This window comes from Bradyrhizobium sp. WSM3983 (assembly GCF_000473045.1).
GTDB lineage: Bacteria > Pseudomonadota > Alphaproteobacteria > Rhizobiales > Xanthobacteraceae > Bradyrhizobium.
The window spans coordinates 82,492-109,483 of the sequence record NZ_AXAY01000016.1 but is presented as its reverse complement, the minus strand read 5'-3'; the positions used below and the strand labels follow the sequence as shown (position 1 = coordinate 109,483).

The 26,992-nt window shown below is 62.9% G+C and carries 23 protein-coding genes, 2 tRNA genes and 1 pseudogene; 12 read left to right on the top strand and 14 right to left on the bottom strand.

Annotation, left to right across the window (positions count from 1 at the left end):
• Nucleotides 1-25: 25 nt before the first annotated feature.
• Complete coding sequence (locus tag YUA_RS0123100) at nt 26-859, bottom strand: extracellular solute-binding protein (protein ID WP_027532834.1); 834 nt, start codon at nt 857-859, stop codon at nt 26-28.
• 29 nt (nt 860-888) lie between these two features.
• Between YUA_RS0123100 and YUA_RS50105 the strand changes: the two genes are divergently transcribed.
• From YUA_RS50105 to YUA_RS0123090, 3 genes are all read left to right on the top strand, one after another.
• Nucleotides 889-1,203 carry a hypothetical protein gene (locus tag YUA_RS50105; RefSeq protein WP_156947197.1) on the top strand — a complete coding sequence of 105 codons (315 nt, stop codon included), beginning with the start codon at nt 889-891 and terminating at the stop codon, nt 1,201-1,203.
• Between the two features lie 38 nt (nt 1,204-1,241).
• Nucleotides 1,242-2,135, top strand: coding sequence for a helix-turn-helix transcriptional regulator (locus YUA_RS0123095; protein ID WP_027532833.1), 894 nt, complete (start codon nt 1,242-1,244; stop codon nt 2,133-2,135).
• A 103-nt stretch (nt 2,136-2,238) separates the two neighbouring features.
• Nucleotides 2,239-3,453, top strand: coding sequence for an ABC transporter substrate-binding protein (locus YUA_RS0123090; RefSeq protein WP_027532832.1), 1,215 nt, complete (start codon nt 2,239-2,241; stop codon nt 3,451-3,453).
• 70 nt (nt 3,454-3,523) lie between these two features.
• Here YUA_RS0123090 and YUA_RS0123085 read toward each other — a convergent pair whose 3' ends face one another.
• Complete coding sequence (locus tag YUA_RS0123085) at nt 3,524-4,486, bottom strand: TAXI family TRAP transporter solute-binding subunit (protein WP_027532831.1); 963 nt, start codon at nt 4,484-4,486, stop codon at nt 3,524-3,526.
• Nucleotides 4,487-4,593: 107 nt separating this feature from the next.
• Between YUA_RS0123085 and YUA_RS0123080 the strand changes: the two genes are divergently transcribed.
• The 3 genes from YUA_RS0123080 (at nt 4,594) to YUA_RS0123070 (ending at nt 7,448) form a co-directional block, all read left to right on the top strand.
• On the top strand, nt 4,594-5,571 hold the full coding sequence (locus YUA_RS0123080; protein ID WP_027532830.1) for a tripartite tricarboxylate transporter substrate binding protein: 978 nt from the start codon (nt 4,594-4,596) through the stop codon (nt 5,569-5,571).
• Between the two features lie 308 nt (nt 5,572-5,879).
• Nucleotides 5,880-5,955, top strand: a tRNA-Ile gene (locus tag YUA_RS0123075).
• A gap of 152 nt (nt 5,956-6,107) precedes the next feature.
• A complete protein-coding gene (locus YUA_RS0123070) occupies nt 6,108-7,448 on the top strand; it encodes a hypothetical protein (RefSeq protein WP_027532829.1) in 1,341 nt (446 codons plus the stop codon).
• Nucleotides 7,449-7,723: 275 nt separating this feature from the next.
• Here the strand turns inward: YUA_RS0123070 and YUA_RS0123065 are convergent, their stop codons facing one another.
• From YUA_RS0123065 to YUA_RS0123055, 3 genes are all read right to left on the bottom strand, one after another.
• Entirely contained in the window at nt 7,724-8,860 is a 1,137-nt protein-coding gene (locus tag YUA_RS0123065; RefSeq protein WP_027532828.1) for a hypothetical protein, read from the bottom strand.
• A gap of 69 nt (nt 8,861-8,929) precedes the next feature.
• Nucleotides 8,930-9,250 (bottom strand): helix-turn-helix domain-containing protein, encoded by a 321-nt coding sequence (locus YUA_RS0123060; protein WP_084292809.1) that lies wholly within the window; start codon nt 9,248-9,250, stop codon nt 8,930-8,932.
• A gap of 11 nt (nt 9,251-9,261) precedes the next feature.
• A complete protein-coding gene (locus YUA_RS0123055) occupies nt 9,262-9,591 on the bottom strand; it encodes a type II toxin-antitoxin system RelE/ParE family toxin (protein WP_245285233.1) in 330 nt (109 codons plus the stop codon).
• A gap of 733 nt (nt 9,592-10,324) precedes the next feature.
• Between YUA_RS0123055 and YUA_RS52675 the strand changes: the two genes are divergently transcribed.
• The 4 genes from YUA_RS52675 (at nt 10,325) to YUA_RS0123035 (ending at nt 13,091) form a co-directional block, all read left to right on the top strand.
• A complete protein-coding gene (locus tag YUA_RS52675) occupies nt 10,325-11,104 on the top strand; it encodes a hypothetical protein (protein ID WP_063627813.1) in 780 nt (259 codons plus the stop codon).
• Between the two features lie 65 nt (nt 11,105-11,169).
• A tRNA-OTHER gene (locus tag YUA_RS50100) sits at nt 11,170-11,284 on the top strand.
• Nucleotides 11,285-11,415: 131 nt separating this feature from the next.
• The gene (locus YUA_RS52350) at nt 11,416-11,544 is read left to right on the top strand and encodes a hypothetical protein (RefSeq protein WP_256374932.1); all 129 of its coding nucleotides are present in this window, start codon (nt 11,416-11,418) and stop codon (nt 11,542-11,544) included.
• Between the two features lie 518 nt (nt 11,545-12,062).
• A complete protein-coding gene (locus YUA_RS0123035; protein WP_027532825.1) occupies nt 12,063-13,091 on the top strand; it encodes a hypothetical protein in 1,029 nt (342 codons plus the stop codon).
• A gap of 48 nt (nt 13,092-13,139) precedes the next feature.
• On the opposite strand, the gene YUA_RS0123030 is transcribed toward YUA_RS0123035, so the two are convergent.
• From YUA_RS0123030 to YUA_RS0123010, 5 genes are read right to left on the bottom strand one after another with little or no spacing between them, the layout of a single operon-like run.
• Nucleotides 13,140-14,255 carry a Gfo/Idh/MocA family protein gene (locus tag YUA_RS0123030; protein ID WP_245285232.1) on the bottom strand — a complete coding sequence of 372 codons (1,116 nt, stop codon included), beginning with the start codon at nt 14,253-14,255 and terminating at the stop codon, nt 13,140-13,142.
• A 3-nt stretch (nt 14,256-14,258) separates the two neighbouring features.
• On the bottom strand, nt 14,259-15,266 hold the full coding sequence (locus tag YUA_RS0123025; protein ID WP_027532823.1) for a Gfo/Idh/MocA family protein: 1,008 nt from the start codon (nt 15,264-15,266) through the stop codon (nt 14,259-14,261).
• Between the two features lie 49 nt (nt 15,267-15,315).
• Entirely contained in the window at nt 15,316-16,188 is an 873-nt protein-coding gene (locus tag YUA_RS0123020) for a carbohydrate ABC transporter permease (protein ID WP_035971673.1), read from the bottom strand.
• Nucleotides 16,181-17,113: a carbohydrate ABC transporter permease gene (locus tag YUA_RS0123015; RefSeq protein WP_051383343.1), complete on the bottom strand. Its 933-nt coding sequence runs from the start codon at nt 17,111-17,113 to the stop codon at nt 16,181-16,183. Before YUA_RS0123015 ends, YUA_RS0123020 begins: the two co-directional genes overlap by 8 nt.
• Nucleotides 17,114-17,130: 17 nt before the next feature.
• Nucleotides 17,131-18,423 (bottom strand): ABC transporter substrate-binding protein, encoded by a 1,293-nt coding sequence (locus tag YUA_RS0123010; protein ID WP_027532820.1) that lies wholly within the window; start codon nt 18,421-18,423, stop codon nt 17,131-17,133.
• Nucleotides 18,424-18,472: 49 nt separating this feature from the next.
• Between YUA_RS0123010 and YUA_RS52670 the strand changes: the two are divergent.
• Together YUA_RS52670 and YUA_RS47020 are read left to right on the top strand one after the other, a co-directional pair.
• A pseudogene (locus YUA_RS52670) lies at nt 18,473-19,150 on the top strand (tetratricopeptide repeat protein); the annotation flags it as partial.
• A 288-nt stretch (nt 19,151-19,438) separates the two neighbouring features.
• Nucleotides 19,439-21,763 carry a tetratricopeptide repeat protein gene (locus YUA_RS47020; RefSeq protein WP_245285230.1) on the top strand — a complete coding sequence of 775 codons (2,325 nt, stop codon included), beginning with the start codon at nt 19,439-19,441 and terminating at the stop codon, nt 21,761-21,763.
• Here YUA_RS47020 and YUA_RS0123000 read toward each other — a convergent pair.
• The 4 genes from YUA_RS0123000 to YUA_RS0122985 all read right to left on the bottom strand — a co-directional run bounded on the left by YUA_RS0123000 (nt 21,760) and on the right by YUA_RS0122985 (nt 26,750).
• The gene (locus tag YUA_RS0123000; RefSeq protein ID WP_027532819.1) at nt 21,760-22,557 is read right to left on the bottom strand and encodes an adenylate/guanylate cyclase domain-containing protein; all 798 of its coding nucleotides are present in this window, start codon (nt 22,555-22,557) and stop codon (nt 21,760-21,762) included. The genes YUA_RS47020 and YUA_RS0123000 overlap by 4 nt on opposite strands.
• A gap of 113 nt (nt 22,558-22,670) precedes the next feature.
• Nucleotides 22,671-23,867, bottom strand: a complete 1,197-nt coding sequence (locus YUA_RS0122995) for an adenylate/guanylate cyclase domain-containing protein (RefSeq protein ID WP_027532818.1) — start codon at nt 23,865-23,867, stop codon at nt 22,671-22,673.
• A gap of 105 nt (nt 23,868-23,972) precedes the next feature.
• Nucleotides 23,973-24,557, bottom strand: a complete 585-nt coding sequence (locus YUA_RS0122990; protein WP_027532817.1) for a HutD family protein — start codon at nt 24,555-24,557, stop codon at nt 23,973-23,975.
• 93 nt (nt 24,558-24,650) lie between these two features.
• The gene (locus YUA_RS0122985; protein WP_027532816.1) at nt 24,651-26,750 is read right to left on the bottom strand and encodes an adenylate/guanylate cyclase domain-containing protein; all 2,100 of its coding nucleotides are present in this window, start codon (nt 26,748-26,750) and stop codon (nt 24,651-24,653) included.
• Nucleotides 26,751-26,992: the final 242 nt, after the last annotated feature.

Genomic DNA, 26,992 nt, shown 5'->3' with positions numbered 1-26,992 from the left:
TGGCAACCGCTGGTGCCTCGACCAATCAGCCGCCCGGCTTGTCCGCATTCGGAAAGAACACCTGTTGCCCGTCGACCTTGTAGCCGGCGATCGCCGCTTGCCCCTCCGGCGAGGTCAACCAGTCGATGAAGGTCTGGCCCAGTTCCTTCCTGACGTTCGGATGCTTCTCCGGGTTCACCAGCATCACACCGTATTGGTTGAGCAGCCGCTTGTCGCCCTCGACGACGATGTCGAGATCGCCACGATCCCTGAAGGCGATCCAGCTGGCTCGGTCCGCGAGCACATAGGCATTCGCCGTGCGTGCCGTGTCGAGGGCGGCGGTCATGCCCTGCCCGCTCTCGCGATACCAGGCGCCCTTGGTACTGGCGATGTCGATGCCGGCGACGATCCACAGTGCAAGTTCCGCTGCGTGGGTGCCGGATCGATCGCCACGCGTTATGAACGGTGCACCCTTGGCCTCGATCGCCTTCAGCGCCGTTGCGATGTCCTTGCCCTTCACGCCGGCAGGATCGCTCTTCGGCCCGATCAGCACGAAGTCGTTGTACATGACGTCGTAGCGTTTCGTGGCAAAACCGTCGGCGACGAATTTCTCTTCCTGCGGCCGGGCATGCATCAACACGACGTCGACCTCGCCCCGTCGTGCTACGTCGAGCACCTCGTTGCTGCGGCGCGCGATCACCGTCACCTCGACACCGGTCTTGTTGCGGAAGATCGGCAGCAGATAGTCGAGCAGGCCGGAATCCTGCGTCAATGTCGTCGAGGCCAGGACAATCGCACGCTCCTCGGCAGACGAGGCCGCGATGCCCCCGGTGAGGCCGCAGAGAAGCGCAAATGCAACGGTCAGTCGGCGAACGGCCATGACGGGTTCCCATTGAAGATGACGCGATCATGATGATCGATTGCGCCGCACTCGTGACGGAGTTGAGCGAGCGGAAGCAACATGAGATAGAGCTCGGCTTCATCTGCTACCGAGAGGCAAGCTCACGACGTGTCGGTGACCGCGCTGACGCGAATTATTCGGGATATTTCGGCAATCAATCAACCGGCACGTTGCAATCATGCCGCAAGGCCCGCGCCATTCGAGCCTCGCAAGATCGTCAACCAAAACCAAAACACGTGTCAGGATGTGTTGCAAAGCAACGAGATCATCGGGCATGGTTCGCGCGGACAAAAAATCGAAGTGCAGAATTCCACCTGCGTTGAACGTCAAAAAGAAGCAAGAATTTGCATAGGAATGCAGGATGGAATTCCTGACGACCAGCGAAGCCGCGGACTATCTCCGTCTCGGCGAACGCAAGCTCTACGAACTCGTCACCAACGGCGCGATCCCCTGTACCAAGGTGACCGGCAAATGGCTCTTCCCGCGGCATGAGCTCGATCTCTGGGTGCTGTCGGGAATGGCGCGTCCGGCCGGCATGCTGACCGCGGAGCCGCCGCCGGTCGTGGGCGGCAGCCAGGACGAGCTGCTGGACTGGAGCCTGCGTGAATCCGGTTCGGGCCTGGGATCGATGACCGAAGGCAGCGCGCGCGGGCTCGAGCGCCTGCAGCGCGATGAAGTTATGGCGGTCGCGGTGCACTTCCACAGCCTCGACGCCGAGGGCAATCTCGCCTCCGACGCCAGCGCGACGGCGCTGCGGGACGCGCCGGACCTGCATGACGCGCTGCTGATCGCCTTCGTGCGCCGCGAGCAGGGTCTCGTGCTGCCCCCGGGCAATCCGAAACGGCTGCGCGGTCTCTCCGACGTGCTCGCGCTCGGCTCGCGGATGGCGATGCGGCAACAGGGCACGGGCGCGCAGATGCTGCTCGACGTGCTGCTGACGCGCGCGGGGGCCTCGGCGCGCGATTTGCGCCGAGTGGAGACCCCTGCCCTCACCGGGCCGGATTTCGCCGAAATGGTCCGCGCCGGACAAGCCGATTGCGGCGTTGCGACGCGCGCGGCGGCGCGCTCGGCGGGCCTCGATTTCGTACCGCTGGTCTGGGAGAATTTTGACCTCGCGATGCGGCAGCGCAGCTATTTCCGCCCGGCCATGCAGGCCCTGATCCGGTTCCTCAGCGAACGGCGGCTGCTCCAGCGGGCCGAGGAGCTCACCGGCTACGATGCCTCGCCCGCCGGGCAGATCCGTTTCGCCGCCTGAGATTGACGCCCACCCCTGAATAGTTGCAAAAGAAACCAATTCAGCCGGGCCGTACCCGGGACAAGCAACGCCGGCCAACGAGCCGGATCAGGGGAGGACAAGCGTGAATCCAGCGAGATTTGGACTGCCGGTCGCGGCCGCCTTGGCGGCGGCGCTGCTGGCGGGCACCGCAATGGCGCAGGTGTCCGACGATATCGTCAAGATCGGCGTGCTCACCGACATGAACGGCCCGGCCTCGGCACCGACCGGCCAAGGCTCGGTGACGGCGGCGCAGATGGCGATCGACGATTTCGGCGGCACCGTGCTCGGCAAGCCGATCAGCATCGTGATCGGCGACCACCAGCTCAAGGCCGATGTCGGCGGCGCGATCGCGCGGCGCTGGTACGACGTCGACCAGGTCGATCTGATCGTCGACGTGCCGGTCTCGGCCGTCGGCCTCGCGGTGCAGAACGTCGCTAACGAGAAGAAGCGGCTGTTCATCACCCACTCCACCGGCACCGCCGACTTCCATGGCAAGTTCTGCTCGCCCTACGCGATGCAGTGGGTGTTCGACACCCGCGCGCTCGCGGTCGGCACCGCGGATGCCGTGGTCAAGCGCGGCGGCGACAGCTGGTTCTTCATCACCGACGACTACGCTTTCGGCCATTCGCTGGAACGCGACGCCTCCACCGTCATCACCGCCAATGGCGGCAAGGTGCTGGGCTCGGTACGGCCACCGCTGGCAACGCCGGACCTCTCGTCCTTCGTGCTGCAGGCGCAGGCCTCCAAGGCCAAGATCATCGGCATCGCGGCCGGCCCACCCAACAACATGAACGAGATCAAGACCGGCTCTGAATTCGGCGTGTTCAAGGGCGGCCAGCAGATGGCCGCGCTGCTCGCGCTGATCACCGACATTCACGGCCTCGGCCTGCAGGCAGCGCAAGGGCTGTTGCTGACGACGTCGTTCTACTGGGACATGGACGACAAGACGCGCGCATGGTCGAAGCGCTATTTCGCCAAGATGAACAAGATGCCGTCGATGTGGCAGGCCGGCGTCTATTCCAGCGTGATGCACTATCTCAACGCCATCAAGGCGGCCGGCACCGACGATCCGCTCAAGGTCGCGACGAAAATGCGCGAGACGCCGGTCGAGGATTTCTTCGCCCGCAACGGTCGCTTACGCGATGACAATCTGATGGTGCACGACCTCTGGCTGGTGCAGGTGAAGACGCCGGAGGAGAGCAAATACCCGTGGGACTATTACAAGATCCTCACCACCATTTCCGGCGACAAGGCGTTCGGGCCGCCGGACCCGGCGTGTGCGATGGTGAAGAAGTGAGATAAGCGAGTGGCGAATCGGGAGTAGCGAATGGGACTAGCTCCATTCGCTATTCACCACTCGCCATTCGCTACTTCACAACGCCAATCTCGCGAAAATACTTCATCACGCCCGGATGAATCAGTTCCGGCTTCGGCGCGGCGGCGATCGTGTTCGCCGCGGTGGTCTCGCAGGCCTGCGCGAGCTTCTTGCAGAATGTCGCCTCGGCGCCGTGCAGCGTCGTCGCGAGACGATAGGCGACATCGTCGGGCAGATCCTCGCGCGTCAGCACAAAGCTCCAGGAGCCGAGCGAGGCGATCGGCTCGGACTGTTTTGGATAGGAGCCGGCCGGCACGGTCAGCGGTTTCAGGAATGCGTGCTTGGCGCGGATGCGCGCGATCTCGTCAGCGCTCGGAGCGATGAAGCGCGCGCCCGATGCGCTCGATGCGACCGCCGCAAATCCGGGCCAGCCGATGCCCGCGCCCCAGAGTGCTGCGACGCGGCCATCCTCGACCATGGCGGGGCCGTCGCCAGCGCGGTCGAGATAGATCGCCTTGAAATCCTCGTCCTGCTTCAGGCCGAGGCCATCGAGCACATAGCGCGCCAGGATCGGCAGGCCCGAGCCTTTGGCGCCGAACGCGACCGGCTGGCCGACGAGATCAGGAATCGTCTTGTAGGGACTGTCCGCCCGCACCACGAACATGCCGGGGTTGGAATAGATCGCGGTCAAGATCTTCAGCGCGACCTTCGTCCGCCCGATGCCGGCGAAAGCTTCATAGGCCGGCTCGCCCGCCACCAGCGCGAGATCGAGCTCGCCCTTCTCCAGCAGCGGAATGTTCTCGTTGCTGCCCTTGGTGTTGCGCGGGGCGATGGTCAGCGACGCATCCGCCGCATTCATCACCTCCGCAAAGGCGTTGCCATAGAGCGGGAAGCCGCCGCCCGGCGTCGCGGTCCCGAGGCTGAGCGTCGTGGTGGAAATGGCGTTGCCTCCGGTTTGAGCGGTGGCGGGGCTGAATAGCAGCGCCGCACTGAGAAGGATGATCGCGAATCTCATGGTCGGTCCCGGCGGACCCGCGTCAACACCGACTTGCGGCGATGTAGGCAGCGGGCGTTTTTTGTGAAAGCATGCGGCCCAACGACAATAGAACAATGGGAGGCGTCATGTTGCGAATTTTGCGTAGCACTGTTTTCGGGCTGGTTTTTCTTCTCGGTCTTTTCACAGCCTCCCCTCCCGCCTCCGCCGCCGACTACCCCAACCGTCCCGTGCACTGGATGATCGGCTTTGCCGCCGGCGGCCCGGTCGACATCGTCGCCCGCATCATGGCGCAAGCGCTCTCGGATCGCCTCGGCCAGCAGTTCATCGTCGAGAACCGCGCCGGCTCCGGCGGCAACATCGCGGCCGCCGCCGCGATCAATGCGCCCGCCGACGGTTACACGCTGCTGTTCGTCGCGCCCAACAACGCGATCTCGACCTCGCTCTACAAGAAGCTGCCGTTCGACTTCCTGCGCGACACCACCCCGGTCGCCAGCATCATGCAGCTCACCAACATGCTGGTCGTCTCCAACGCGATGCCGGTGAAGACGGTTCAGGAGTTCATCGACTATTGCAAGGCCAATCCCGGCCAGATCTCGTTCGCCTCGTCCGGCAACGGCACCTCGGTGCACATGTCTGCGGAGCTGTTCAAGGCGATGACCAAATGCGACATGCAGCACGTGCCCTATCGGGGCTCGGCCTTGGCCTTCCCCGACATCATCTCCAACAAGGTGCAGCTGATCTTCGACAATTTGCCCTCGGCGCTCGAGCAGTCGCGCGGCGGCAATGTCCGCGCCATCGGCGTCACCTCACCGCAGCGCTGGCCGAGCGTGCCTGACGTGCCGGCGATCGCCGAGACCGTGCCCGGCTTCGAATCGGTCGGCTTCTACGGCATCTCCGCGCCGAAGGGCACGCCGCCCGAAATCGTCGAGATCCTGAACAAGGCCGTCGGCGAAGCGCTGAAGGACCCGAAGGTGGCGGCGCGGCTGACCGAGAACGGCGGCATCCCCAAGCCGATGACGCCAGCCGAGTTCGGTAAGCTCGTCGCTAACGAGACGGACAAGTGGCGCAAGGTGGTGGAGTTCGCCGGGGTCTCGGTGGACTGAGTGGGCGACGGAGGGGGACCTCCGGGTCCCCTCCGGTCAAAACTCGAAAACAACCCCATGCACGGTAGAAAAGTCTGCGATTCCCGCGGGTTACGGAAACGAAAATCAGCGCGTCGCGGATAACGGTTGACACGTCGGGCAAAACAGGAGCATAACGGCATCATCGCAAAATTCGGTAATTCGGAATACTTCGATGGCAGCGCCGACGTCTTCGGTTCGCCAGACCCGGCATTGCACCTCCGCCCCCGGCCCTGTAAACGAACCGCGCACCGTTGCCGGCCGCAGCTTCCCGCGGCCGTCTCGCGGCGGGGCCTGTAGCTCAATGGTTAGAGCCGGCCGCTCATAACGGTCTGGTTGCAGGTTCGAGTCCTGCCGGGCCCACCACGCCGTTTGGCGCGGCCCTTCGGACCACGTGGTTATGTCCAACACACGCGACGCCCCGCAGCGTTCAGACGCGGCCCCTCCGGAGCGGCTTTCGTATCCCCACAGGTTGCGCTACTCTAAGATACTTCACGAAAATTGTAGCGAGCAACCTGATGTCAATTCCGATAGCATCGACGTCCACAGCACTAGCCTTGCCAAACTCAACCGCCCTTACCGGCCAGATGTTGAATGATCTAACGAAGGCGCTCGGCGTCGCCCGAACATCGCTCGCTAGCGACACGCAGATTGCTCACGCCTGGTCAAACCTACCGCGGCTACTGGAAAAAATTCCCCCGCATCACAGAAACGAGACGATGGTGCGAATGTGCGTGGCCGTCTCAACGGGCCTATTTGATGCCGCTATCAATTATATCTGGAATTCGGCGGTAACCGAACTTCGCGATAAAGTCCGAAGTTTTGGGTTGACGGTCGTACATCACGTTACAGGAAATACGTTTGACGAAGACTCGCTGCTTGACCTCAAGGATGCGGATCTACTGAACCTCTGCTTAAAACTGAATTTGATATCGGAAGATGGATTCTTCTTCCTTGATCAATGTCGGGCCACACGAAATAATTTTTCGGCCGCTCACCCGTCAATGGGGACATTAGACGAGGATGAGTTCCTCAATTTTCTGAGCCGCTGCGCTAAGCACGCGTTATCGAACGAATATAACGCGCGCGGTGTGGACATCCCGGCCTTCATCGCCGCGATCAAGGCGTCCAGCTTCACCCAAGAGCAACTCAACACCTGGATTCAACGTTTGCAGCAAACGTTCGACGCCCAACGCAACGCTCTTTTCGGAACTTTTCACGGAATCTACTGTGACCCTGCATCTGGTGAGGAAGCCCGTCAAAACGCGATAAAGGTGTTCGCGCCGTTCAAGACCACACTTTCTCCCAGAGTTCAGTCCGACCTGATAGATCGCCACCAAGAATATAAGGCGAAAGGCGACGACAAGAGAAGCAAAGCGTCTTTGCAGTTCTTTGAGAACCTCGGCCTGCTAGCACTGCTCGGCGACGCCGAACTGCACGCGATTTTTACTACCGCAAGCTCAAATTTGCTTACGGTCCACAATGCGATGAATAATTTTTACAACGAGCCCCCCTTCGCTCGACGGTTAGCTGAGATTATGAACGGCAGTGCCGTGCCGGCCAGCGCCCAATACGCCGTGGTCGAGGCGGTAACAACGTGCGCCATCGGAAATCCCTATGGCGTTTCGAACGCTGCAGTTCCTTCGTACGATAGGATGATCCGGTCCTTTTCGCCGAATGAAGTCGCGATACTACTAAATTTTGGATCTCAGCCGAAAACGGTTATCGGACAGCGGATAAATAATTACCCAAGTTGCCGCAAACGGTTTGCGGCGCTCACATCAATGATCGCTGCGAGCAGCGTGCCAACTCAGTCGAAGGCGCAGTACGATTTTTGGGCCGCCGAGGCGAAGAAGTAACGACAGAAGGGCACCGATGAAGGGGAAGATGACTGACCGGCCATACGAGGGTACGGTGACACCCATTAGGATTACGGTGACAGTGGCTGGTTGTGGTGACAGTGCACTCAATTTCGGCCTTGGTACCATCTTGCGGGCGTGATCACGACGTTCGCAAGTAGTCTCAGGTCGGCGCCACACGGCAACGATCGCAGGTGCCGTCAATTGAATGCACTCCGTAGTCCGGCGTACCTGGAGCGAAGCCAAAGCGAAGACGGACTGTCCCGCAAACTGCGTCAATCAGTTCTCTCGCCATCGCCGCGTCCAAGCTTGTTCAGCCGCTCAATGAACTTGCTCTTTTTCTCGTGGCGCGCCCGGATCGCGCGGACACGGCTGCTGAAGTCATCCTGAGATCCCTCTTCTTCGGCCAGCGCCTGAAGATCGGAAAGAAGGGCCATCGCTTGGTCATAGCCGGCCGGGTTGCGACGTTCGATCCCATCCTCGATCTCGCGCCAGACGTTCGCGCCGCGTTGCTTGAGCGCCTTCAACCGCACGCGGCGCGCCTTCTCGGCCTCCGCCACCTGGCGCCGCCGCTCCGTTTCGCGGCGTTCGGCGTCGGCACGTTCACGCGCTTCCCTGATCTTCAGCGCACGCATTCGCAGGATGCCGGCTGTACGGCGTGTCGCCGGCGCCTGGGCTTTGTCACGAAGCCTGCCTCTGAGCTCGACGCCCACATACGGATCTCCGTCGACAACGCGCAGCAGTAGCTTCGTTTTCTCATGGTCGGGAATCGTCGCCAACGACGTCTGCAAATCGTCCCTGGATATTGCACCATCATTTGCGCCAACCTCGGCAGCCGCCGCGACGAGATCCCGGTCGATGTAGAAAAAATCGGCAAACGCTTCGAGCGGGCCAGTCAGCGGAGCTATCCCCGGCAGCGGTTCGACGTCCTCGTCGGGGACATATTCATCCTGAACCGCCGACAACCAAAGCAGATAGAACAGCCTGAGATCTCCCGACAACACATCGTTTCGCAGCGGCGCGAGCCCGGCAAGCCGACCCGAGCCATCATCCCAGTCGTCGGCGCCCTCTTCGTCACGTTGAATATCGACGACCAAATTATCTCCGGAGTTCCATACCCGAACGCAATCGACCTCGCGAATAATGCCGTCGATGTCGCCGCATTTCACCAACCGCGCCGGCATACGGAGCATCAGCCGCTGCGTGCCCCAATTCGCCACATAGAGATGGAGATCGAACCAGTTCTCCATGAACTTGCAGGGGTCACCCTTGAGGTCCCCCCATTCGTAGTGATTGCTGAAACTCGTCGCGGTGATCCGCGCCCGGGACGAGATGGCCCGCAGAGCATCCTGCGCCGCATTATCGAGCGGTCGATCGATCGCCTGAAATTCGTAATACTGATATTCGCTCATGCGGGTTGCTTGCTAGACGTCATCCGATCCTACATGGACTGCACGCATTCGACAGCAGAGCGCCGCCTCTCAAACCAGCTCCAGCCGCAACGACCGCCCGACCATGCGCGCGGCGCGTTGAAGCGTGGTCAGCGTGACATTGCCGTCCTTGGGGTCGAGCAGGCGCCCAATCTGGCTGCGCGAGGTCTTCATGCGCTGGGCCAGGTTGTTGCGCGATATGTTCTTCTCCTTCATCGCCTGCTCGATCTGCCACGCGAGGACTTCCTTGACGGCGATGGCCTCGAACTCGTCGCGCTTGCCTTCCTCGCCGAGGACATCATCGAGCGTGGTGAGCTTGGCGGTGGAGCGGATGACTTTCTTCTTTCTGACCACATCGTTCTTCCCGGCCATGTCGGTCTCCTTCATTTTTCAAATTCACGGTTTCTGCGGCGTGCCAGGGCCAAGTCATCCGCCGGGGTCTTCTGGGTCTTCTTGATGAACCCGTGAAGGACCAGAATGCGGCCCTGCTGCACGCTGAACAGGACGCGAGCGATCCGGCTGCTTGGCAGCGACGTGCGCACCTCCCACAAGCCGTCACCCAGCGCGCGGCAAAGCGGCATGCCCACTGGCCAGCGGTATTGAACGCGCATGAGGTCGAGCCCCACGGCTTGACGATCGGCATCGTCCAGGCTTCGCAGCCAGTCCCTCACGACTTCCGCCCCGCCACGCGTGCGGTAGAACACGACGGGCATCTTTTGGGGACCGCTAGCCGACATACCGCCCCATATAATGAACATGTACCATATAATGGACAATTCTGCAATAGCATTCCGACTTCCGTCCGCTCATCGAGCGTATCAGGCAGCCGCGCCAATTTCGCACCGGAAATAATGCGAACGAAACGCAACGAATGCGACCAAAAGCAAACAGAGACATAGCAAAATCAACGAACCCAACCTTATCCTCCCGCTCATAACGGTCTGGTTGCAGGTTCGAGTCCTGCCGGGCCCACCAATGGATTCAGGGTTATTGGGTTTCGTTGCACCACCTCTTGGGCAGCCGCACCAGAAACGCCTCGCCTCCCATGCCCACCGCCATACGTTGGCAATCCGCAACCTACAGCGTCACAGACACCCTGCCACAGCCTCTCGAGGCGAATCGTAGATTCGGACATTACGGTGAATGTGCGCTAAACCCTTCGTCCGGCGCTACAGCGACACTGAATTGCCTCGCCCGGATCGGGGCCGAAACTGCGTCGCTCGCCTGCGTGTCTAGATTCGGTTCTTTGTCGATCGTGTTTTGACGGGGTTACGGTGACAGTGCACTCAATTATCCCGGCCCGCGCTCGTGGACTCGAAAAGCAAGCCCGCTGCACTCAATGATCTGATCCGGCTTTTTGAGCGCCTCAAAAGCGTCGTTTCCGCAGACATTTCAGATATTGCAGTTAGAGGCTCCAAGCTATATATTTCCTTCGAAGGATCTCGCATGACCACCCACGTCCTGCAATTCGTCGAGTTCTCGGACCAGGACCGCAAGGCGGCCAAGGCCTTCGACAAGCTCGGCAAGGGCGATCGGGTCGAGGTCCGGGTCCGACGCAAGTCGGGCGGGGATCAGATCGTCAGGTTGCCGCTGAAGGCCGCGGCGCTGCTTGAGACGGCACTTGGCCATCTCCTCCAGGGAGAGCGCGTCGCCATCCTCGCCGAGGATCAGGAACTCAGTCCGAACGACGCGGCAGATATCCTTGGAATCTCGCGACCTCTCGTCGTCCATCGAATGGACGTCAGCGATCTGCCTTTCCGATATGTCGGCAAGCACCGCCGCGCGAAGCTCAAGGATGTATTGGCGCTAAAGTCGCGGATCGACGCCCAACGGGTGGCGGCGGAGGCACTCACCGGGAACACCAGAGACCTCGCTCAGCGCCATGGCGCAAGCCCAGCGAAGAAATCGAAGAGCGTCGGACGCGCTTCAAACCGCGGCTCCGCGCCGAAGGACGTTGATCAACTCGTTCTCGGGACAACCAACGCCCCGTACCGCCGGACGATCAGCTCAGCTGACCTTGTGGCTCGCCTCACATCGAGAGATTGGCAAAATTGGCTCGCACATGTCGTCACATTCTTCACGGAGGTACGACCTGAACTTGTCTTAAGGTTCGCCCGGCTTCACGCTATTCCCGTTCGAGATTTGGTTGCCGCTTATCGATCGATGAAGTCGGCCACTGGCGAAACCAACCCTGCATTGGAGAGCGCATTTGAGCGGCTGGCTTAGGCTGCTTGGTCGAACGCTCGATGGGCTTTCCGCCCTGGAGCAGCAGGGCCGGCCGGTGCCCGACTGGGTGCTAGGTGGCGGCACGGCCCTGATGCTCTACGCCAATCATCGATTCAGCCGGCCGTTTTCCTCCCGCTCATAACGGTCCGGTTGCAGGTTCGAGTCCTGCCGGGCCCACCACGCTTCGCCCTTCGGGCTATGCGTGTCCGGCGTAGCTGGAGCGAAGCGGAAGCGAAGACGGACTATCGCCCTCGCCGGGCACAGCCCATACTAAGCATCCGTTGACCGCTCTCTCGCGGCAGGAGAATTCCATGGTCAGTGAAAAAGGTCCGAACATAAAGAAGAAACAGAAATGCAAAAACTGTGAGGGCAAGGGCTTGCTCAAGAAGGGCGACAAGGTGGTGAAGTGCCAGCGCTGCAAAGGCACGGGGGTTCGGTGATTTTATATTCGATCGGCGAGGCTGGACCCTGCCGAAGACGTCAATTTTCGATCTTCCCGGCGCTCACCGGATTTAACAGCCCGGCGTCCCGGTCATGAAGCCGGGCTGGCCAAGGCTGGCGGCCAGGGCCTGCCACGGCCGCGCAAGGAGTTCGGCGCGTATCTGCAGCGCGCACTGCGGCGTTAGCCCGCGGCAGATTCCCAGCGCGCGTTTGCCTTAACAAGAATGGTTACTCAGTCATTGACGCTCCGCAGGATTCCCCGCGTCATCGCCCCTTCGTACTGGAGCACGCCGCTGCGTCGGGCCTCGAAGTGGTGATCGAGCAGCGCCAGCCAAGTTGGTGAATCTGCCGCGGTTTATTAACGACGCAGTGCGAATTGGCTGCCACGGAAGGCCGTCTTTGATAATTTGCGGATACAAGCGCCACGCACCCAACGGGCCGCTTCCCTTGGACAGCAAATTCAGGCGCGAGCTGTTCACGGACGTGATCAACCAGTTCACCGGCAAGGAGAGATGAGATGCAGGTTAGATCCGCGCTTCAGATCAATTTGCATCCGCTGGACGTACGCCATGCGGTCCACACACTTCCGCATCAGCTCGACGTATGGGGCGATCAGGTCGATCGGATCGTATTCACGGTTGACACCAAGCAGAGCAAGAGCGGCCGCTACAGCGGTCATGCCTACGACGAGTGCCGCGGACGCCTGTTTGCAATCCTGGAGGCAATCGCGCGACAGTCGCCTAAGGCGGAAATTGCCGAGGTTGACTATTCGCCGGCGGCGCTCGAGGCCGTGCGGCAGCGCTATTTCTCGACAAGCCGCGCTTATCCGGAAAAAGCCTTCGATGGCGGACCGTTCCATGCCTATTTCTACGGCCTGCTGAAGACGGACGCGGACTATGTGGTGCATATGGACAGCGACATGCTGTTCGGCGGCGGCAGCCAGGTCTGGCTGGAGGAGGCGATCGGCTGGCTGAAGACGACGCCGGATGCGCTGTTCGCCGGACCACTTCCTGGTCCGCCCCGCGCTGACGGCACACTCGGCGATTTGCATGGAGCGTTCCCGGGGTTGACCGGTATCCGACCGCCCGAGCGGCTAGCCGCCGCCTACCCGGCTTACCGCTTTCGCAGCGTGAGCACGCGCATCTTCGTTCTTGATCAAAACCGGTTCGATGCGGCGGTCGGGGCGCTGGACCTGGTGCGTCCGAATCTCCGTCGCCGGATCCGCTCAAGATTGTTCCGCCAGTCGCCGCTGTCGATGCCGGCCGAGGAGATCATCACCGCGGCCATGATGCGCAAGGGACTTTCCCGAATCGACTTTCTCGGTTCAGGAGCCGGGATCTACTCGCTCCATCCACCGTATCGCTCGGACGCATTCTATCGGGAATTGCCACACTTGATCGCACGCGTCGTGGCCGGTGCGATACCGGAAGCCCAGCGGGGCGACTATGATGTCAATTCAAGCATGTTCGACTGGACGGAGGCACTTCGGCAGAAGACCGTCAGTCGCCGCCTTGCCCGCGCCGCACGCACGCTGCTGTCGAGCTAAGCGTCGCAGTTCGGGCGAAGGTAAGTCCAAAAGGAAGCTTTCCGAGCCTCACCGCCCCGCCGCGGTCGCTGCTCCCGGGCGCCACCCGCCATATTTCGGATGCTCCTTGCCGATCGGCAGCGCCACTGCCGTGCCGGTTTCCGCGGCGTGATAGAGCGCTGTGATCAGCTCCAGCGAACGCCGCGCGTCCTGGAGCGTCACAGGCAACGGCCCGTTGGTTTCCAGCGCCTGATGATAGGCCGCCATCAAGCCTTCGAACCGCGATGGCACGAACGTAAAACCTTCCAGCGCCTTGGCGATCCGCGCCTCGGCTTCGGGCGAGGTGGCGATGATCTGCCAGGGATCGTCGCCGGGGGCATAAGGCGCAAGCGAGCTCTCAAGGGTGACGTGCTCGAAGCACAGCCGAAGGCGGCTGATTTCCAGGGCCGAGCCCAGCGTCGCGGCCAACGAGGCCAGCGCGCCGCTTTCCATCACAAGGCTCGCCACCGCGCAGTCTTCGACCTCGATGTCATTGACGCGCGTTGCGGCGCGCGCAAACACCGAAACGACGTCGCCCATCAGCCAGGTCAGGATGTCGTGGGCGTGGATGGCGTGGGTGAGCAGCGCGCCGCCCAATTCGGTCTCGAAGCGGCCACGCCACGGCACCGAATAGTATTTGGCGCCGCGCAGCCAGGCGGTCTCGACGGTCGCGAGATACGGCTTGCCGGCGAGGCCAAGTTCGACAATGCGCCGCGCCTTCTGCAGGCCATTGCCGAAGCGATATTGGAACACCGGCATGATGCGCCCGCGCGCCCCGGTCTCGGCAGCGGTGAGTTGGTCGATCTCGTGCAGCGAGCCGACAAGCGGTTTTTCGCAGATCACCTGCTTGCCGGCGGCGAGCGCCGCCATGACTTGCGGAAAGTGCAGCGTTGGCGGTGTGCAGATATCGACGATGTCGATGTCGCCCATGGCCAGCACCTCGTCGAACGAGGTGGTCCGGCGCGGCACCGAGAACTCATCGCCGACGGTGGTGAGGCGCTCCTGGCTGAGGTCGCAGATCACCTGCAAATCGAACTGATCGGGCAAGCGCGCATAGCCCTCGGCGATATGGCTGCGGCCGATGCCGCAGCCGATAACGGCGACCGTCTTGGGTTTCGACTTGAGTTTCGACATAGGTTTCAACATGGCTTACGCCCTTCCTTCCGCCATCGCCTGTGCGGTGAGCGCCAGCTCCATGGCCTTGAAGCAGCGCGCCTGCGGAATCGCGGTCTCGGTGCGATCGAGTACGTCGGAGATCAGCTGGCGGCCATAGGGCAATTCGACACCGGAGCAGTCGATCCGGTGGACCCCCTCGCGGTCGACCATGATGAGATGATCGATGCCGGGCTGCCCGGCGACGTCGATATATTTGCGCAGCTCCATGTACCCCTCGGTGCCCAGAATGGTGATCCGGCCGTCACCCCAATTGGGCAGACCGTCGGGGGTGAACCAGTCGACGCGGACGTAGCCGGTGACGTCACCGGTCCGCAGCAGCATTTCACCGAAATCCTGCAATTGCGGCCGGTCCGGATTGGCGCGGTTGGCGACCGTCGCGCTAACGACCTTGGCATCGAGCGCGTCCGCGAAAAACAGGAACTGTTCACACTGATGCGAGGCGATGTCGGTCAACACGCCGCCGGTGCGTTCGCGCGAATAAAACCACTCGGGCCGCGGCAGATTTTTCAGTTTGTGCGGGCCGAGCCCGACGGTGTTGATGACCTTGCCGATGGCGCCGGCCGCGATCAGTTCGCCGGCTTTCACGGTGGAACGGGTCTCGAAATGCTCGGAGTAGCAGATCGAATAGATCCGCTTGGTCTCGGCCTGGACCCGGCGCACCTCGGCCAATTGTTCCAGCGAGGTCATGCCCGGCTTGTCACTCATGTAGTCCTTGCCGTGGCGCATCACGTCGACGCCGAGCGGAGCGCGGTCGGCGGGGATGCCGGACGAGAGGATCAGTGCGATGGTCTTGTCCTCGAGCAATCGCGCCCGCTCGGCCACGCGCGGCGCTTGCGGATATTTCGCCGCAAAAGCCTGGGCCAGGTCGTCCTCGGGAGCATGAAAGCCGACCAGCTCGGCGCCGGCGCGCAGCAGGCAATCGACCTGGCCATAGATGTGGGCGTGATTGATGCCGATCGCGGCGAAACGCAGTTTGCTCATGATTTTTCTTCCTTGGTTTGCAGTCCATGCAGGGATGCGTCCGATGCCGTCAACCCTTCAGCCCGGTGGTGGCGATGCCGTCGATCAGCAGACGCTGGAACAGCAGGAAGAAGACGAACAGCGGCAGCAGCGTCAGTGTCGACATGGCGAACAGGGCGCTCCAGTCGGATTTGCCGGTGGAATCGACGAAGCTGCGCAAGCCGAGCTGGACGGTGTAGGAATTCATGTCGTTGAGATAGATCAGCGGCCCGAAGAAATCGTCCCACGTCCAGATGAAGGTGAAGACCGCGGCCGTGGCAAGCGCCGGCACCGATAGCGGCAGGATCACGATCCAGTAGATGCGCCACGGCCCGCAGCCGTCGATCATCGCGGCCTCATCGAGTTCGCGCGGGATAGAGCGGAAGAACTGCACCAACAGGAAGATGAAGAAAGCGTCCACCGCCAGGAATTTCGGCACGATCAGCGGCAGGAAGGTGTCGACCCAGTCGAGATTGAGAAACAGGATGTACTGCGGGATCAACGTCACGTGATACGGCAGCATCAAGGTGCCGAGCATCAGCGCGAACCAGAATTTCTGACCGCGGAATTTCAATCGGGCGAATGCGTACGCCGCGAGCGAGCACGACATCACGTTGCCGACCACGCTGCACAGCGAAACCACGAGCGAGTTCAGGAAGAACTTTCCGAAGGTCACCTGCAGCCCGGACCAGCCGCGCCAGTAGGCGGCGAGGCTGAAGTTGCGCGGCCATAGCGAGGTGTTGCCAAAGATGTCGCTGTCCGGCTTGAACGAACTCGCCAGCATCCACAACAGCGGATACAGCATGGCGATCGAGGCGAGGCACAGCACGACATGATAGATCAGCGCGCGGCCGCGTCGATTGCGAGGGTGCGAAATCTCATCCGATGTTGCGAGATCAACCATCGTAATGCACCCAGTAGCGCGATGACAGGAAGGAGAGCGCGGTGAAGGCCGCGATGATCACCACCAGCACCCAGGCCAGCGCGGAGGCATAGCCCATGCGGAAATAGGCAAAGGCCTCCTGGTAAAGATAGAGCGTATAGAACAGCGTCGCGTCGATCGGGCCGCCGGTGCCCCCGCTGATGATGAAGGCCGGCGTAAACGCCTTGAAGGCGTCGATGGTTTGCACCACGACGTTGAAGAAAACCACCGGCGTCAGCAGCGGCAGCGTGATCCGCCAGAACTGCTGATTGCGGCTGGCGCCATCGATCTCAGCAGCCTCATAGACATCCTTCGGAATTTGGCGCAGGCCGGCGAGAAAGATGATCATCGGCGAGCCGAACTGCCACACGCTCAGCGCCACCAAGGTATAGAGGGCGGTGTCGGGATTGGAGATCCAGCTCGGTCCATGAATGCCCACGAGCTTCAGCGCCTGGTTGAGCAGGCCGTCACCGGCGAACAACTGGCGCCAGAGCACCGAGACGGCGACGCTGGCGCCGATCAGCGACGGCAGATAGAATATCGCCCGGTACAGCGGCAGGCCGCGGAGGCCGCGGTTCAGGATCATGGCCACCAGGAGCGCGAAGGTGAGCTTGAGCGGTACTGCCAGCGCCACATAGATGAAGGTGACGTGCATCGCCGCGCTGAACTTGGGATCGCTGGTCGCGATGCGCACATAGTTGGCGGCGCCGACCCAGCGTGGGTTGCTCAACAGGTCGTAATCCGTGAACGACAGATACAGCGAGACCAGCGCCGGTCCCAGCGTGAGCCCGAAAAACCCGATGAGCCAGGGCGCGAGAAACAGATAGCCCGTGGCACTATCGCGCCAGGACAATTCAGGCGCTCGTGCAGCTGGCCGGGCCGGCCTGGATGTCGCAGCGTCGATCAGCGTGTCCGCCACCGCTTCTATCCGCGGGCAAGTACGGCGGACGCCTCGGCGACAAACTGCTTTGCGCCGTCGGCGGGCGTCAGACGGCCGAAACCGACCTGCTCATTGACGCGCCGCAGCACGCTCTGGATCTCGCCCGCGCCGCGCGGTGGTGGAGGCGGCAACGGCCCAACCTTGTCGCTGACCAGGCTGATGTAGTCGACCATGGCGCGGCTGAGGTCGTCGAGCGTCGGCGTCACGAGGTTGCGCACCGCGGATGACGGCGGCACGCCGCGTTCGACACCGAGCACCTTGCCGGCCTCGGCGTCGGCGACGAAGTAACTGACCAGCTGAACCGCCGCCTCGGCTTGTTTCGACTGCGCCGAGACGCTCCACATCATGGCCGGCTTCAAATACTGGCCGGGTTTCGCGCCTTTTCCTCCATCGGGATAAGTGGAGAGGCCGAGCTTGCTCTTGTTGATGGCCTGGAAGCCGACCAGTTGGTTGGAGTGGGCAAACGCCATGGCAACCTTGCCGAACGACAACAGGTTCGAGTCGATCTCGCCGCGGTCGAGCGCCTGGGTATCCGGCGCGGCACTGGCGCCGCGTTTACGCAGCTCGCTCCAGAACGCGAACCACTCGGTCATGTCCTTTTCGTCGTAGCCGACCTTGCCTTCCGGGGTGTACAGCGACTTGCCGCGTTGGGCGAGCCAGACCTCGAGGAGCGGCTCGTTACGACCGCCGTCCTCCATGCCCGTAAAGCCGTCACGCTTGGCGGCCTTGGTGATCTCGGCGGCGAGATCGCCGATCTCGCTCCACGTCATGTTCCAGACCGGCTCTTTCAGGCCAAGACTCTGGATCAGCGCCTTGTCGTAGACCATCGCCGTGGAATTGAGGCCGAGGCTGACGCCGTAGATCTTGCCATCGACCTTGCCGCTGTCGACCGCGGCCGGGCTGAAATCCGTCAGGTTGAGGGCTTTGGGCACGTAAGCGTCGAGCGGCAACAGGGCGCCCCGCCGGGCATATTCGAAGATGTAGCGGTAATCCATCTGCAGCACGTCGGCTGCATTGCGACCGGCGGTTTGCGTCGCCAGCCGCGCCCAGTAGTCGGTCCAGCCCAGCGACTCGCCGGCGATCGTCACCTCCGGATGGCTACTCAGGTAGAGCTGGTTGACCTTGTCGGTGCGCTCCGCCCGTTCCTTGGCGCCCCACCAGAACATGCGCAGCCGCAACTCCCGCGCCACAGCCGGCAAGCCGCCGAGGCTCGCCAATGTTGCACCGCCGATACCGGCTCCGATCAATGAACGACGCGAAAGCGCAAAGTCGCTCATGACTTGTCCTCCCTGACCTCGTGTCGATCAAGGCGCGTGTGACCGGCCGATGACACCAGTTAACCGCTTGCCAATGCACGAGTTGCGCTACGTGCTTCTTTTTTGCAAGCGACCGAAGGTAGCGGCGCCAGGTCGACTTTGTCAAACGCGAGCTCGGCAGATGATCGGCAGCGCGACTGGCCTGATGGCGGGCAGATCGGCGGCGGCCGCAACTCCTTCGGAGGCGTCAGGCCGCGCCAGCTTCACACCAGCTCCGCACCAGAAATTGCCGCAACGGGACGTCGTCCCCTTTTCTGGTCACCACATGAACCGTCAAGAACGCCGAGCCGCGGCCAAACAATCCCAGAAGGTCGCGCCGCAAAATCTGGCGGCCGCCAAGAGTCTGGAGGCTGCGAAGCAGGGCCAGGCGCTGTTCAATCTCGGCCGGTATGAAGAAGCCGTGGAATGCTTCAACATCTTCGCCAGGCTCAATCCGAATGTCGCTCCGCTGTATCAGACGCGCGGACTTTGCCTGCAGCGGTTGGGCCGGTTCGAGGAGGCGCAGGCCGACTTCGAGCGATCGATTGCGCTGAACCCAGGCGAGGCGGAGACGCACAAGAACCTCGGTACGCTTCATTCGAGATTTGGCCGGATGGAGCAGGCCTTCGCGAGCTTCGATCGCGCGCTCGCACTTCGCCCGAATTTTTCCGCAGCACTCAACGAAAAGGCGCGGGCGCTGTGGAGCCTGCAATTGCTGGATGAGGCTTTCGCGGCCTTCCACAAATCGCAGGCCCTCGAGCCAGGCAATGCGGACACGATCTGGAATCTCGCGCTGCTGCAGATGCTGACCGGAGATTTCGAGCGGGGCTTATCGGGACGCGAGGCGCGCTGGAAGGCGTCGTCTCTCGGCCTCATCGATCGCGGATTTTCTCAAGCTCTCTGGCTTCGTGACCAGCCGCTCGAAGGCAAGACCATCTTGCTTCATGCCGACGAGGCGCTCGGCGATTCAATTCAGTTTGCGCGCTATGCGCCGCTCGTGGCCGCGCTCGGCGCCCGGGTCATCCTGGAGGTCAAGCCTGCGGTCCAGTCGCTGCTGGCTGGCGTGGGTGGCGTCGCACATTGTATCGACCGATCGTCGACGCCGTCGCTGGCGTTCGACCTGCACTGTCCTCTCGGAAGCCTGCCGCTGGCGTTCGGGACGCGGCTCGACACGATCCCGTTCGCGCAAGGCTTCCTTCCCGCGCCCCCGGCGGAGCACGTGAAGGCGTGGCAGGACCGTCTTGACGCCCGGTTTGGTCCCCGCACGCGCTTCCGCGTCGGTCTGGTCTGGTCGGGGGATCCGGGTCACAAGAACGATCACAATCGATCGATATCACTGCACGCGCTTGCGCCGCTGCTGGATTGCGATGTCCAGTTCATCTCCTTGCAAAAAGGCATCAGGGATCAGGACCGCGCCTTCCTCCGCGAACGCGAGGATATCGTCGACCTGACGGAGCAGCTTACGGATTTCAGCGAGACGGCGGCGCTGGTCTCCTGTCTCGATCTGGTGATCTCGGTCGATACCAGCGTCGTTCACCTCACAGGCGGGCTAGGCGTTCCGGTCTGGACCATGCTGCCCTTCAACCCGGATTGGCGCTGGCTGCTCAACCGCGACGACAGCCCGTGGTACCAGTCCATGAAGCTGTTCAGGCAGCCGAAGCGCGACGACTGGGCCAGCGTCGTGGACAGCGTTCGGCGCGAGCTGGAGGCCCTGGTGTCCGCGCGGCGGGCGGACCCACGGCCGCACCAGAGCGAGGCCTTGCCCCTCAAACGAGAGGATGCGCTCGTCTCGAATTACCTCGGCCATCAGCTCTGGCAGCTCAAGCGCACGGACGAGGCTCTGCTGCTCTTCCAGCAGGCGCTGGTACTCAATCCGCAATATTTGGAGGCCGCGGAGAATTGCGGCAGGCTGCTGCTCGATCTCGGTCGGCACGCGGAAGCCCTGGAATGCCTGGACGCCGCCGCGACATTGAATCCAAACTCCGCAGCCCTGTACCGGATCCGCGGCATTTGCCTCCAGGAAGCGAACCGGTTCGCGGACGCGGAGGCCGACTTCGAGAAATCCATTGCGCTGGACGCAAGCGTGGCGGAAACGCACAACAATCTCGGCTTGCTGCATTGGAAGCTTGGCCGAACCGATCAAGCCTTTGCGTGCATCGATCGCGCGCTCGCACTCCGTCCGGATTTTGCCGCAGCGCTTGCCAACAAGGCATGGATGTTGCTGGATCTGCAATTGCTGGATCAGGCGTCCGCGGCCTTCCGCAAATCCCTGGCGATCGACCCGAACCGTGCGTCGACGATTTTCAGTTTCGCGCTGCTTCAGCTGCTGACCGGAGATTTCGAACGGGGCTGGGCGGGACGCGAGGCGCGCTGGAAAGCGTCGTCTCTCGGCCTCGCCGATCTCGGCTTTGCCCAACCGCGTTGGCGTGGCGAGCAGCCGATCAAAGGCAAGACCATCTTGCTCTATTGCGACGAGGGATTGGGCGACTCCATCCAGTTTGCGCGCTATGTGCCGATGGTGGCCGCGCTCGGGGCGCGAGTCATCCTGGGGGTCCGGCCTCCGATCCAGCAGCTTTTGGCTGGTATCGCCGGGGTCGCAGAATACACCTCCCGAGAAGCTGCGGCGTCGCTAGCGTTCGACCTGCACTGCCCTCTTGGCAGCCTGCCGCTGGCGTTCGGCACCCGGCTCGATACGATCCCGTCCGCGCAAGGCTTCCTTCCTGCGCCCCCGGCGGCGCGCATGAAGGCGTGGCAAGAACGGCTTGAAGAACGGCTTGAAGACCGGCTTGAAGACCGGCTTGGCCCCCGCACGCGCTTCCGCGTCGGTCTGGTCTGGTCGGGAGATCCAGGTCACAAGAACGATCACAACCGGTCGATCGCCCTGCGCACGCTTGCGCCTCTCCTGGATTGCGACGTCCAGTTCGTCTCCTTGCAAAAAGGTATGAGGGATCAGGACCGCGACTTCCTCGGCGAGCGCAAGGACATCCTCGATCTGACCGCGCAGCTTACGGATTTCAGCGAAACGGCGGCGCTGGTTTCCTGCCTCGATCTGGTGATCTCGGTCGACACCAGCGTCGTTCATCTCGCCGGCGCGCTCGGCGCGCCGGTCTGGACGATGTTGCCGTTCAACCCGGATTGGCGCTGGCTGCTCAACCGCGACGACAGCCCGTGGTATTCGTCCATGCGGCTGTTCAGGCAGCCGAAAAGAGGCGACTGGGCCAGCGTCATCGAGCGCGTTCGGCGCGAACTGGAGAGCATGGTGTCGGCGCGGCGCAACCACGACAGGGCGAAGGTTGAGCCGGCACCTGCCCTCGCGCCCTAACTCTCCACCCGATACAGCCGCCACCGTGCCGGCACGCCCTTGAGCTGATGGCTGCCGTGATCCCTGAGGCGGATCTCGGATTGCGCCGCGAGCAGATCCTTCACCGCGCTCGAGACCAGGACTTCGCCGGCGCGCGCTTTGGCGGCGACACGGGTGCCGATGTGGAAGGCGAGACCGACCATTTCGCCGCCACTCATCGTGTATTCGCCCGCGTGCAGGCCGACCCTGATATCGAGCCCCAGCGTGCGCACGGCCTCTCGGATTGCGGTCGCGCAATTGATGCCGGCGGCCGGCGCCTTGAACGTCGCGAGCACGCCGTCACCGGTCGTCACGACCTCCTTGCCGCGTGAACTTTTTAGCTCTTTGCGGACCGCCGCGTAATAGAGGCTCACCACCTTGCTCCAGCGCGCGTCGCCGAGCTTGGCGGCTTTCGCGGTGGAGCCGACGATGTCGACGATCAGGATGGTGGCGAGCGCGTGCTTGAGATCGGCGCTTCCATCGGCGGATTTGCGCCGGGTCGCGATGGCACCACTCAACGGTTCATAATCATGGCTGCGCCGCCGCGCGATCGCGGATTTGGTGTAGTCCTGCGCGCGCTGTGCCGTGCCGCAACGAACTGTCTTCTCCTGCGGCACGTGCGTCCAGTAAACCTTGCGCTTGGCACCGGCGCCCTGGACCTCTACGGCGCCCCATTTCAGGAACACTGCCGAGCCGACGCGCCGCACGCACCACGCCTTCGACGTGTATCCGGATACGTTCGACTGATGGATTCCTATGCGAAGGAATTTGGGCATGAACGCGGCCAACCGAAGCAACGCCTGGACTAGTTGAGGTCAAGCGTAATCGTACGCTCCCGCGTTGGCAACAGGACTTGCAGATTGGCGACGGCGCTCGCGTCAGTTGCCGATCAAGTCGTGGGATACGCAAACAACTCGATCGGATCGCTGAAGCCCCGCACCTCGTGTTTGCCGACGTGCTCGAGCTCGAACTCGCGCTCCACCAGCTCCGCAAAATCGCGCGACAGCAGCACGGTTTTCTTCAGCTGCTTGGTCAGAGCTTCGAGCCGCGAGGCCATGTTGACGGCGGGACCGATCACGGTGAAGTCGAGCCGGCTGGACGAGCCAATATTGCCGTACATGACGTCGCCGACATGAACGCCGATGCCGTAGTTCAGCGGCGCGCGGCCGGTGCCCTTGTTCCGCTCGTTCAGCGCGGCCATGGCCTGGCGGGCCTCGGTGACGGCGCGCAGCAGATTGGCGCAGGCGTTGGGCTGGCTGAGCGGGAAGATCGCCAGCAGGCCATCGCCGATGAATTTCAGGATCTCCCCGCCATGCCGCGTGATCGGATCTGACATCGCGTCGAAATAATCGTTGAGCAGATCGATGACGTCGTCGCGCGGCCAGTTGTCAGAGATCTTCGTGAAATCGCGCAGGTCGCAGATCATGATCGCGGCGCGCACCGTCGTGCCGGTGCCGCGCCGGGTGGCGCCGGCAAGGATCAGCTCGCCGGCATGGGAGCCGACATAGGTCTCCAGCAGCGTGCGCGCCAGGCGGTTCTTGATGCGGATCTCGCTGACCAGCGCCAGCACCGGCAACACTTTCTTCAGCGCCGCGATATGCGAATCGTCGAAACCGCCGGGCCGATCGGTGGCGAAGGTGACGAGATGGCGCTTGCCGAGGGTGTGATAGAGCGGCCAGGCCACGTAGTCGCTCAGGCCCTTGGCCCGCATCTCGTCATAAAGCGCGTGCTTGCGGCCGAGCGCCGGATCCTGCTCCAGATTCTCGCGGATCTCGGTCGCACCATCCTGCATTTCGTTGGCGGGACTGCCGATAAATTCGGACCGCTCCCTGACATCGAAATCGACCCGCCCGATCTCGGCCTCGCGCATGCCGTCGGACCACATGAAACGCGCGCCCAGCCATTGCGGATGCTGGATGCGGACGTGAAGCGTCGACCGCTTGAGCGGAATGCCGGCCTGTTGGAGGCGGATGCACATCTCGGCAAAGATGTTGTCGATGAAGCGCTGGTCGTGCGTGCCGTTGGTCAGCCAGTCGACGACGCCGTCGGCCTGTGTGGCAGCGGGATTCTTGTCTGGCGCGTTCATATCCTGGCCTTCAGCGGCGATCTGCATCTCCGCAGATATCGTGCTCCGCATCGGCCACGTCAACCTAGCCAGTTGCACGGATTGTGCGCATTCGCACGATCGCGTCTAGCCGACGAGCCGGATCGACCCCAGCACGGCCAGCCCCGAAACGAACGTCAGCCCGGACGCCGCGCTCAGCTCGACCTGCAGCGTGCTGCCGCCGGGGATGACAAATTCCTCGCTATTGAGACGAATGCCGCAATCGCCGGACACCGCGTAGACCAGATGCGTGCCGGCGGGCAATGGCCGCTCGCCGGGCTCCCTGAGCGCCAAAAGCTCGATCTCCGCCGCACCGCGCCGCGCCATCAGATTGACGACCTCGACCGGGCCCGCTTCGAGCTCGGTCACGATCTCCATCTCGCCGGTGAAGCGGACGGTCGTGAACGGCTCGCGCTCGTCGAATTCCTGCCCAGCCGCTTTCAGCACCAGCCCGCGCCCGCCGATCAGCATCTGCAGGCGATCGATGCCCGGCATGTGGGAGAACGGCCCGGCCGCCACGATCGGCGTGGAGGCGAAACGCCACAGCAGGCTGTCCCAATCCTTCACCAACGCGCCCGGCCGATGCGCATCCGCGATATCGGTAAAAATGCCGCCGCCGTTCTTCCAGGGCGAGCGGGTGTAGTCTTCGGATTTCAGCAGCGTGGTTTTCATGTGTGCGAGCGTCCGGTCGTGGATCACCCGCGCATCATTAATCGTCTCGCGCCTTGGCGTCGAGGTGCAGCCTGGGGGCGCGAGACGCCGCCGCTATTTCGACGTCAATGCCGCCACGGGCCGCCAGGCGGGATCGGGCGCGACGGCCGCGAGCTGCCGGCAGCGGTCACGCATCAGCTCGGCGGGGCGATCATGGCCGCGCTGTTTCAAGACGGTTTCGAAGTCAGCGAGCGCGGCCTTAAATCGGCGTGCGCGATAGTTGGCGAGGCCGCGCTCGTAGTCCGCGATCCAGTCGACCGGCGTCTCACCGTCGATTGCGTCCTCGTTCGCGATCCCGATCAACTCGTGAACGCAGAGCCCCTCCTCCCGTCCGTAGACCGCGATACTGTCGACCTCGCGCGTGACGACGGCACCGCGCGCCAGACGCTCGGTCGTCTCGCCGATCAGGATCTGCGTTCCATAGGATTTGTTGGCGCCTTCGAGCCGACTCGCGACGTTCACGGCATCGCCGATTACAGTGTAGTTCAACCGCAACTCCGAACCGATATTGCCGACCAGCATGCGGCCGGAATTGATGCCGATCCGGATCTGGAGCGGCTGACCAAGATCGTCGGCCAAGCCGGACTGCTCTATCGCCCTGCGGCAAGCGAGCGCGGCACGGCAGCATCGCGCGGCATGATCTGCCTGCGGCTGCGGCGCGCCCCAGAACGCCATCACGGCGTCGCCGATGAACTTGTCAATGGTGCCGCCATTGGCGACGATGATCTCCGACGTGACATCGAGATAGCGCGACAGCAGCGGCACCACACGATCGCCAAGACGCTCGGACAGCCCGGTGAAGCCGGCAATGTCGATGAACATCACGCTGAGCTCCTGGATACTTCCGCCGGGCCTTGCCTCGACGCCCTGACGCAGCAGTGCGCGGACGAGATCGGCCGGGATGAACTTGCGGAAGGCGGAGAGGCCGGCGGCCATCTCTGCGATCGCGCCCGACAGGCTCGCGATCTCCTTGAGCCGTGATGGATGGCGGCGGACCTGCTCCAGCGCGAAGGCTTCGACATGGCGAAGCTCGCCGACGACGCGCGACAGCGGTGCGGCAATGACCGAACGCGCAAGCATCGCCGAAGCCAATGCCGCGAGCACTGCCCCGACGGCCAGGCCGAGGATCAGGTGTCGCAGCGTCGTCTCGACCGGACCGAGGAACTCGGCCTCCGGGATGACAGTTGCCAGCGACCAGCCGGGAAACGGCAATGGCGTCAGCGCGACTTCATAGGCCGCGCCTTGCGAGGTGAGCCGGCTTCGCCAAGCTTCCTTGCGGCCGGCCTCGCCCGCTTTCACGCGCGCCGTCTGCGCGAGCGGCAACAGCGCGGTATCGCCCTTCGCGGAATGCAGTTCGTCGGCATCCTTGTCCGGTGCGGCGACGAGCTCCCCGCTGTCATCGATGATGAAAGCCGTTCCGGTGCGCCCGACCTCGAGCTGGGACAGGAAGCGCGCAAGCCGGGTGTACTCGATGATGACGGCAAGCACGCCCTGCCGCTCCTGATAGACGTCGATCGGGCCGGCAAAGGCGATCGATGGCCGCTGGCCAGTCGGATGGTCCATGACCCTGAACCATTGCGGCTCGTCCGCAGTGAGCCCGGCCTTGAACCAGGCCTGATCGGCGACGCGGAATCCGGTCGGCTCGAAGCGGCGATTGGCGAATTCGATATCGCCGGGCACCACGTCATATTCATCGACGCGGCGCTGGCCCGGATGATCGGTCAGGGAAATCTCCATCATCTCCAGGCGCCGGTCGCCGAGCTTGTGCGCGGCGAAGAACGAGCCATCGGGCCAGCCGAAGGCGACCCAGGAGATCGTCGCCTGCGATTGCAGCTGCGACAGGAACACGAATTCGCGCTTGTCGGCCTCGCGGGTGTCGAGCACGTTCTGGAGAAACAGGGTGCGGATTGCAGTGTGCGCGGCACGCGCCTCATCGACGATGGCGGCGACCTCCTTGCGAACTGCTGCCACGATCTGCTCGTTGATCGTGGAGGCAAGCTGCCGGCTGGTCGCCTCTGCCGTCCGCCACCACAACAGGCTGGAGAAGGCGGCCGTCAGCAGGATCGCGGCCAGCACCAGCGCGGAAACGGCGAGACGGATGCTGACCGTCAGCCTTGCGAGCGCCTGAAGCCGTCGTCCGTGATCGCCGTTCATCGTGTTTCTGCCCTCGGACCAAGCATGGTCCTGACAACGCTCTACGCGGCCCACCGCTGTTCGTTACGTCTGGCAGGCCTGACGAGCGACCGCCAATGCCCTACCGCTAACGTCTCGATAGCGCCGAGGCATTGGATTTGGCGGCCCGCTTGCCTGCTAATCCCGGCCCAAGCGCACGGCCTGTGCGCCCTCACCCAACGGTCTCACGGACTCGTGAGCAGCCCCGACGGTAACGCGGGTTG

Coding starts and splice junctions, on each gene's coding strand:
- YUA_RS0123100 (WP_027532834.1), bottom strand. CDS start 859: ATGGCCGTTCGCCGACTGACCGTTGCATTTGCGCTTCTCTGCGGCCTC.
- YUA_RS50105 (WP_156947197.1), top strand. CDS start 889: ATGATGATCGATTGCGCCGCACTCGTGACGGAGTTGAGCGAGCGGAAG.
- YUA_RS0123095 (WP_027532833.1), top strand. CDS start 1,242: ATGGAATTCCTGACGACCAGCGAAGCCGCGGACTATCTCCGTCTCGGC.
- YUA_RS0123085 (WP_027532831.1), bottom strand. CDS start 4,486: ATGAGATTCGCGATCATCCTTCTCAGTGCGGCGCTGCTATTCAGCCCC.
- YUA_RS0123080 (WP_027532830.1), top strand. CDS start 4,594: ATGTTGCGAATTTTGCGTAGCACTGTTTTCGGGCTGGTTTTTCTTCTC.
- YUA_RS0123070 (WP_027532829.1), top strand. CDS start 6,108: ATGTCAATTCCGATAGCATCGACGTCCACAGCACTAGCCTTGCCAAAC.
- YUA_RS0123065 (WP_027532828.1), bottom strand. CDS start 8,860: ATGAGCGAATATCAGTATTACGAATTTCAGGCGATCGATCGACCGCTC.
- YUA_RS0123060 (WP_084292809.1), bottom strand. CDS start 9,250: ATGGCCGGGAAGAACGATGTGGTCAGAAAGAAGAAAGTCATCCGCTCC.
- YUA_RS0123055 (WP_245285233.1), bottom strand. CDS start 9,591: ATGCCCGTCGTGTTCTACCGCACGCGTGGCGGGGCGGAAGTCGTGAGG.
- YUA_RS52675 (WP_063627813.1), top strand. CDS start 10,325: ATGACCACCCACGTCCTGCAATTCGTCGAGTTCTCGGACCAGGACCGC.
- YUA_RS52350 (WP_256374932.1), top strand. CDS start 11,416: ATGGTCAGTGAAAAAGGTCCGAACATAAAGAAGAAACAGAAATGCAAA.
- YUA_RS0123035 (WP_027532825.1), top strand. CDS start 12,063: ATGCAGGTTAGATCCGCGCTTCAGATCAATTTGCATCCGCTGGACGTA.
- YUA_RS0123030 (WP_245285232.1), bottom strand. CDS start 14,255: ATGTTGAAACCTATGTCGAAACTCAAGTCGAAACCCAAGACGGTCGCC.
- YUA_RS0123025 (WP_027532823.1), bottom strand. CDS start 15,266: ATGAGCAAACTGCGTTTCGCCGCGATCGGCATCAATCACGCCCACATC.
- YUA_RS0123020 (WP_035971673.1), bottom strand. CDS start 16,188: ATGGTTGATCTCGCAACATCGGATGAGATTTCGCACCCTCGCAATCGA.
- YUA_RS0123010 (WP_027532820.1), bottom strand. CDS start 18,423: ATGAGCGACTTTGCGCTTTCGCGTCGTTCATTGATCGGAGCCGGTATC.
- YUA_RS0123000 (WP_027532819.1), bottom strand. CDS start 22,557: ATGCCCAAATTCCTTCGCATAGGAATCCATCAGTCGAACGTATCCGGA.
- YUA_RS0122995 (WP_027532818.1), bottom strand. CDS start 23,867: ATGAACGCGCCAGACAAGAATCCCGCTGCCACACAGGCCGACGGCGTC.
- YUA_RS0122990 (WP_027532817.1), bottom strand. CDS start 24,557: ATGAAAACCACGCTGCTGAAATCCGAAGACTACACCCGCTCGCCCTGG.
- YUA_RS0122985 (WP_027532816.1), bottom strand. CDS start 26,750: ATGAACGGCGATCACGGACGACGGCTTCAGGCGCTCGCAAGGCTGACG.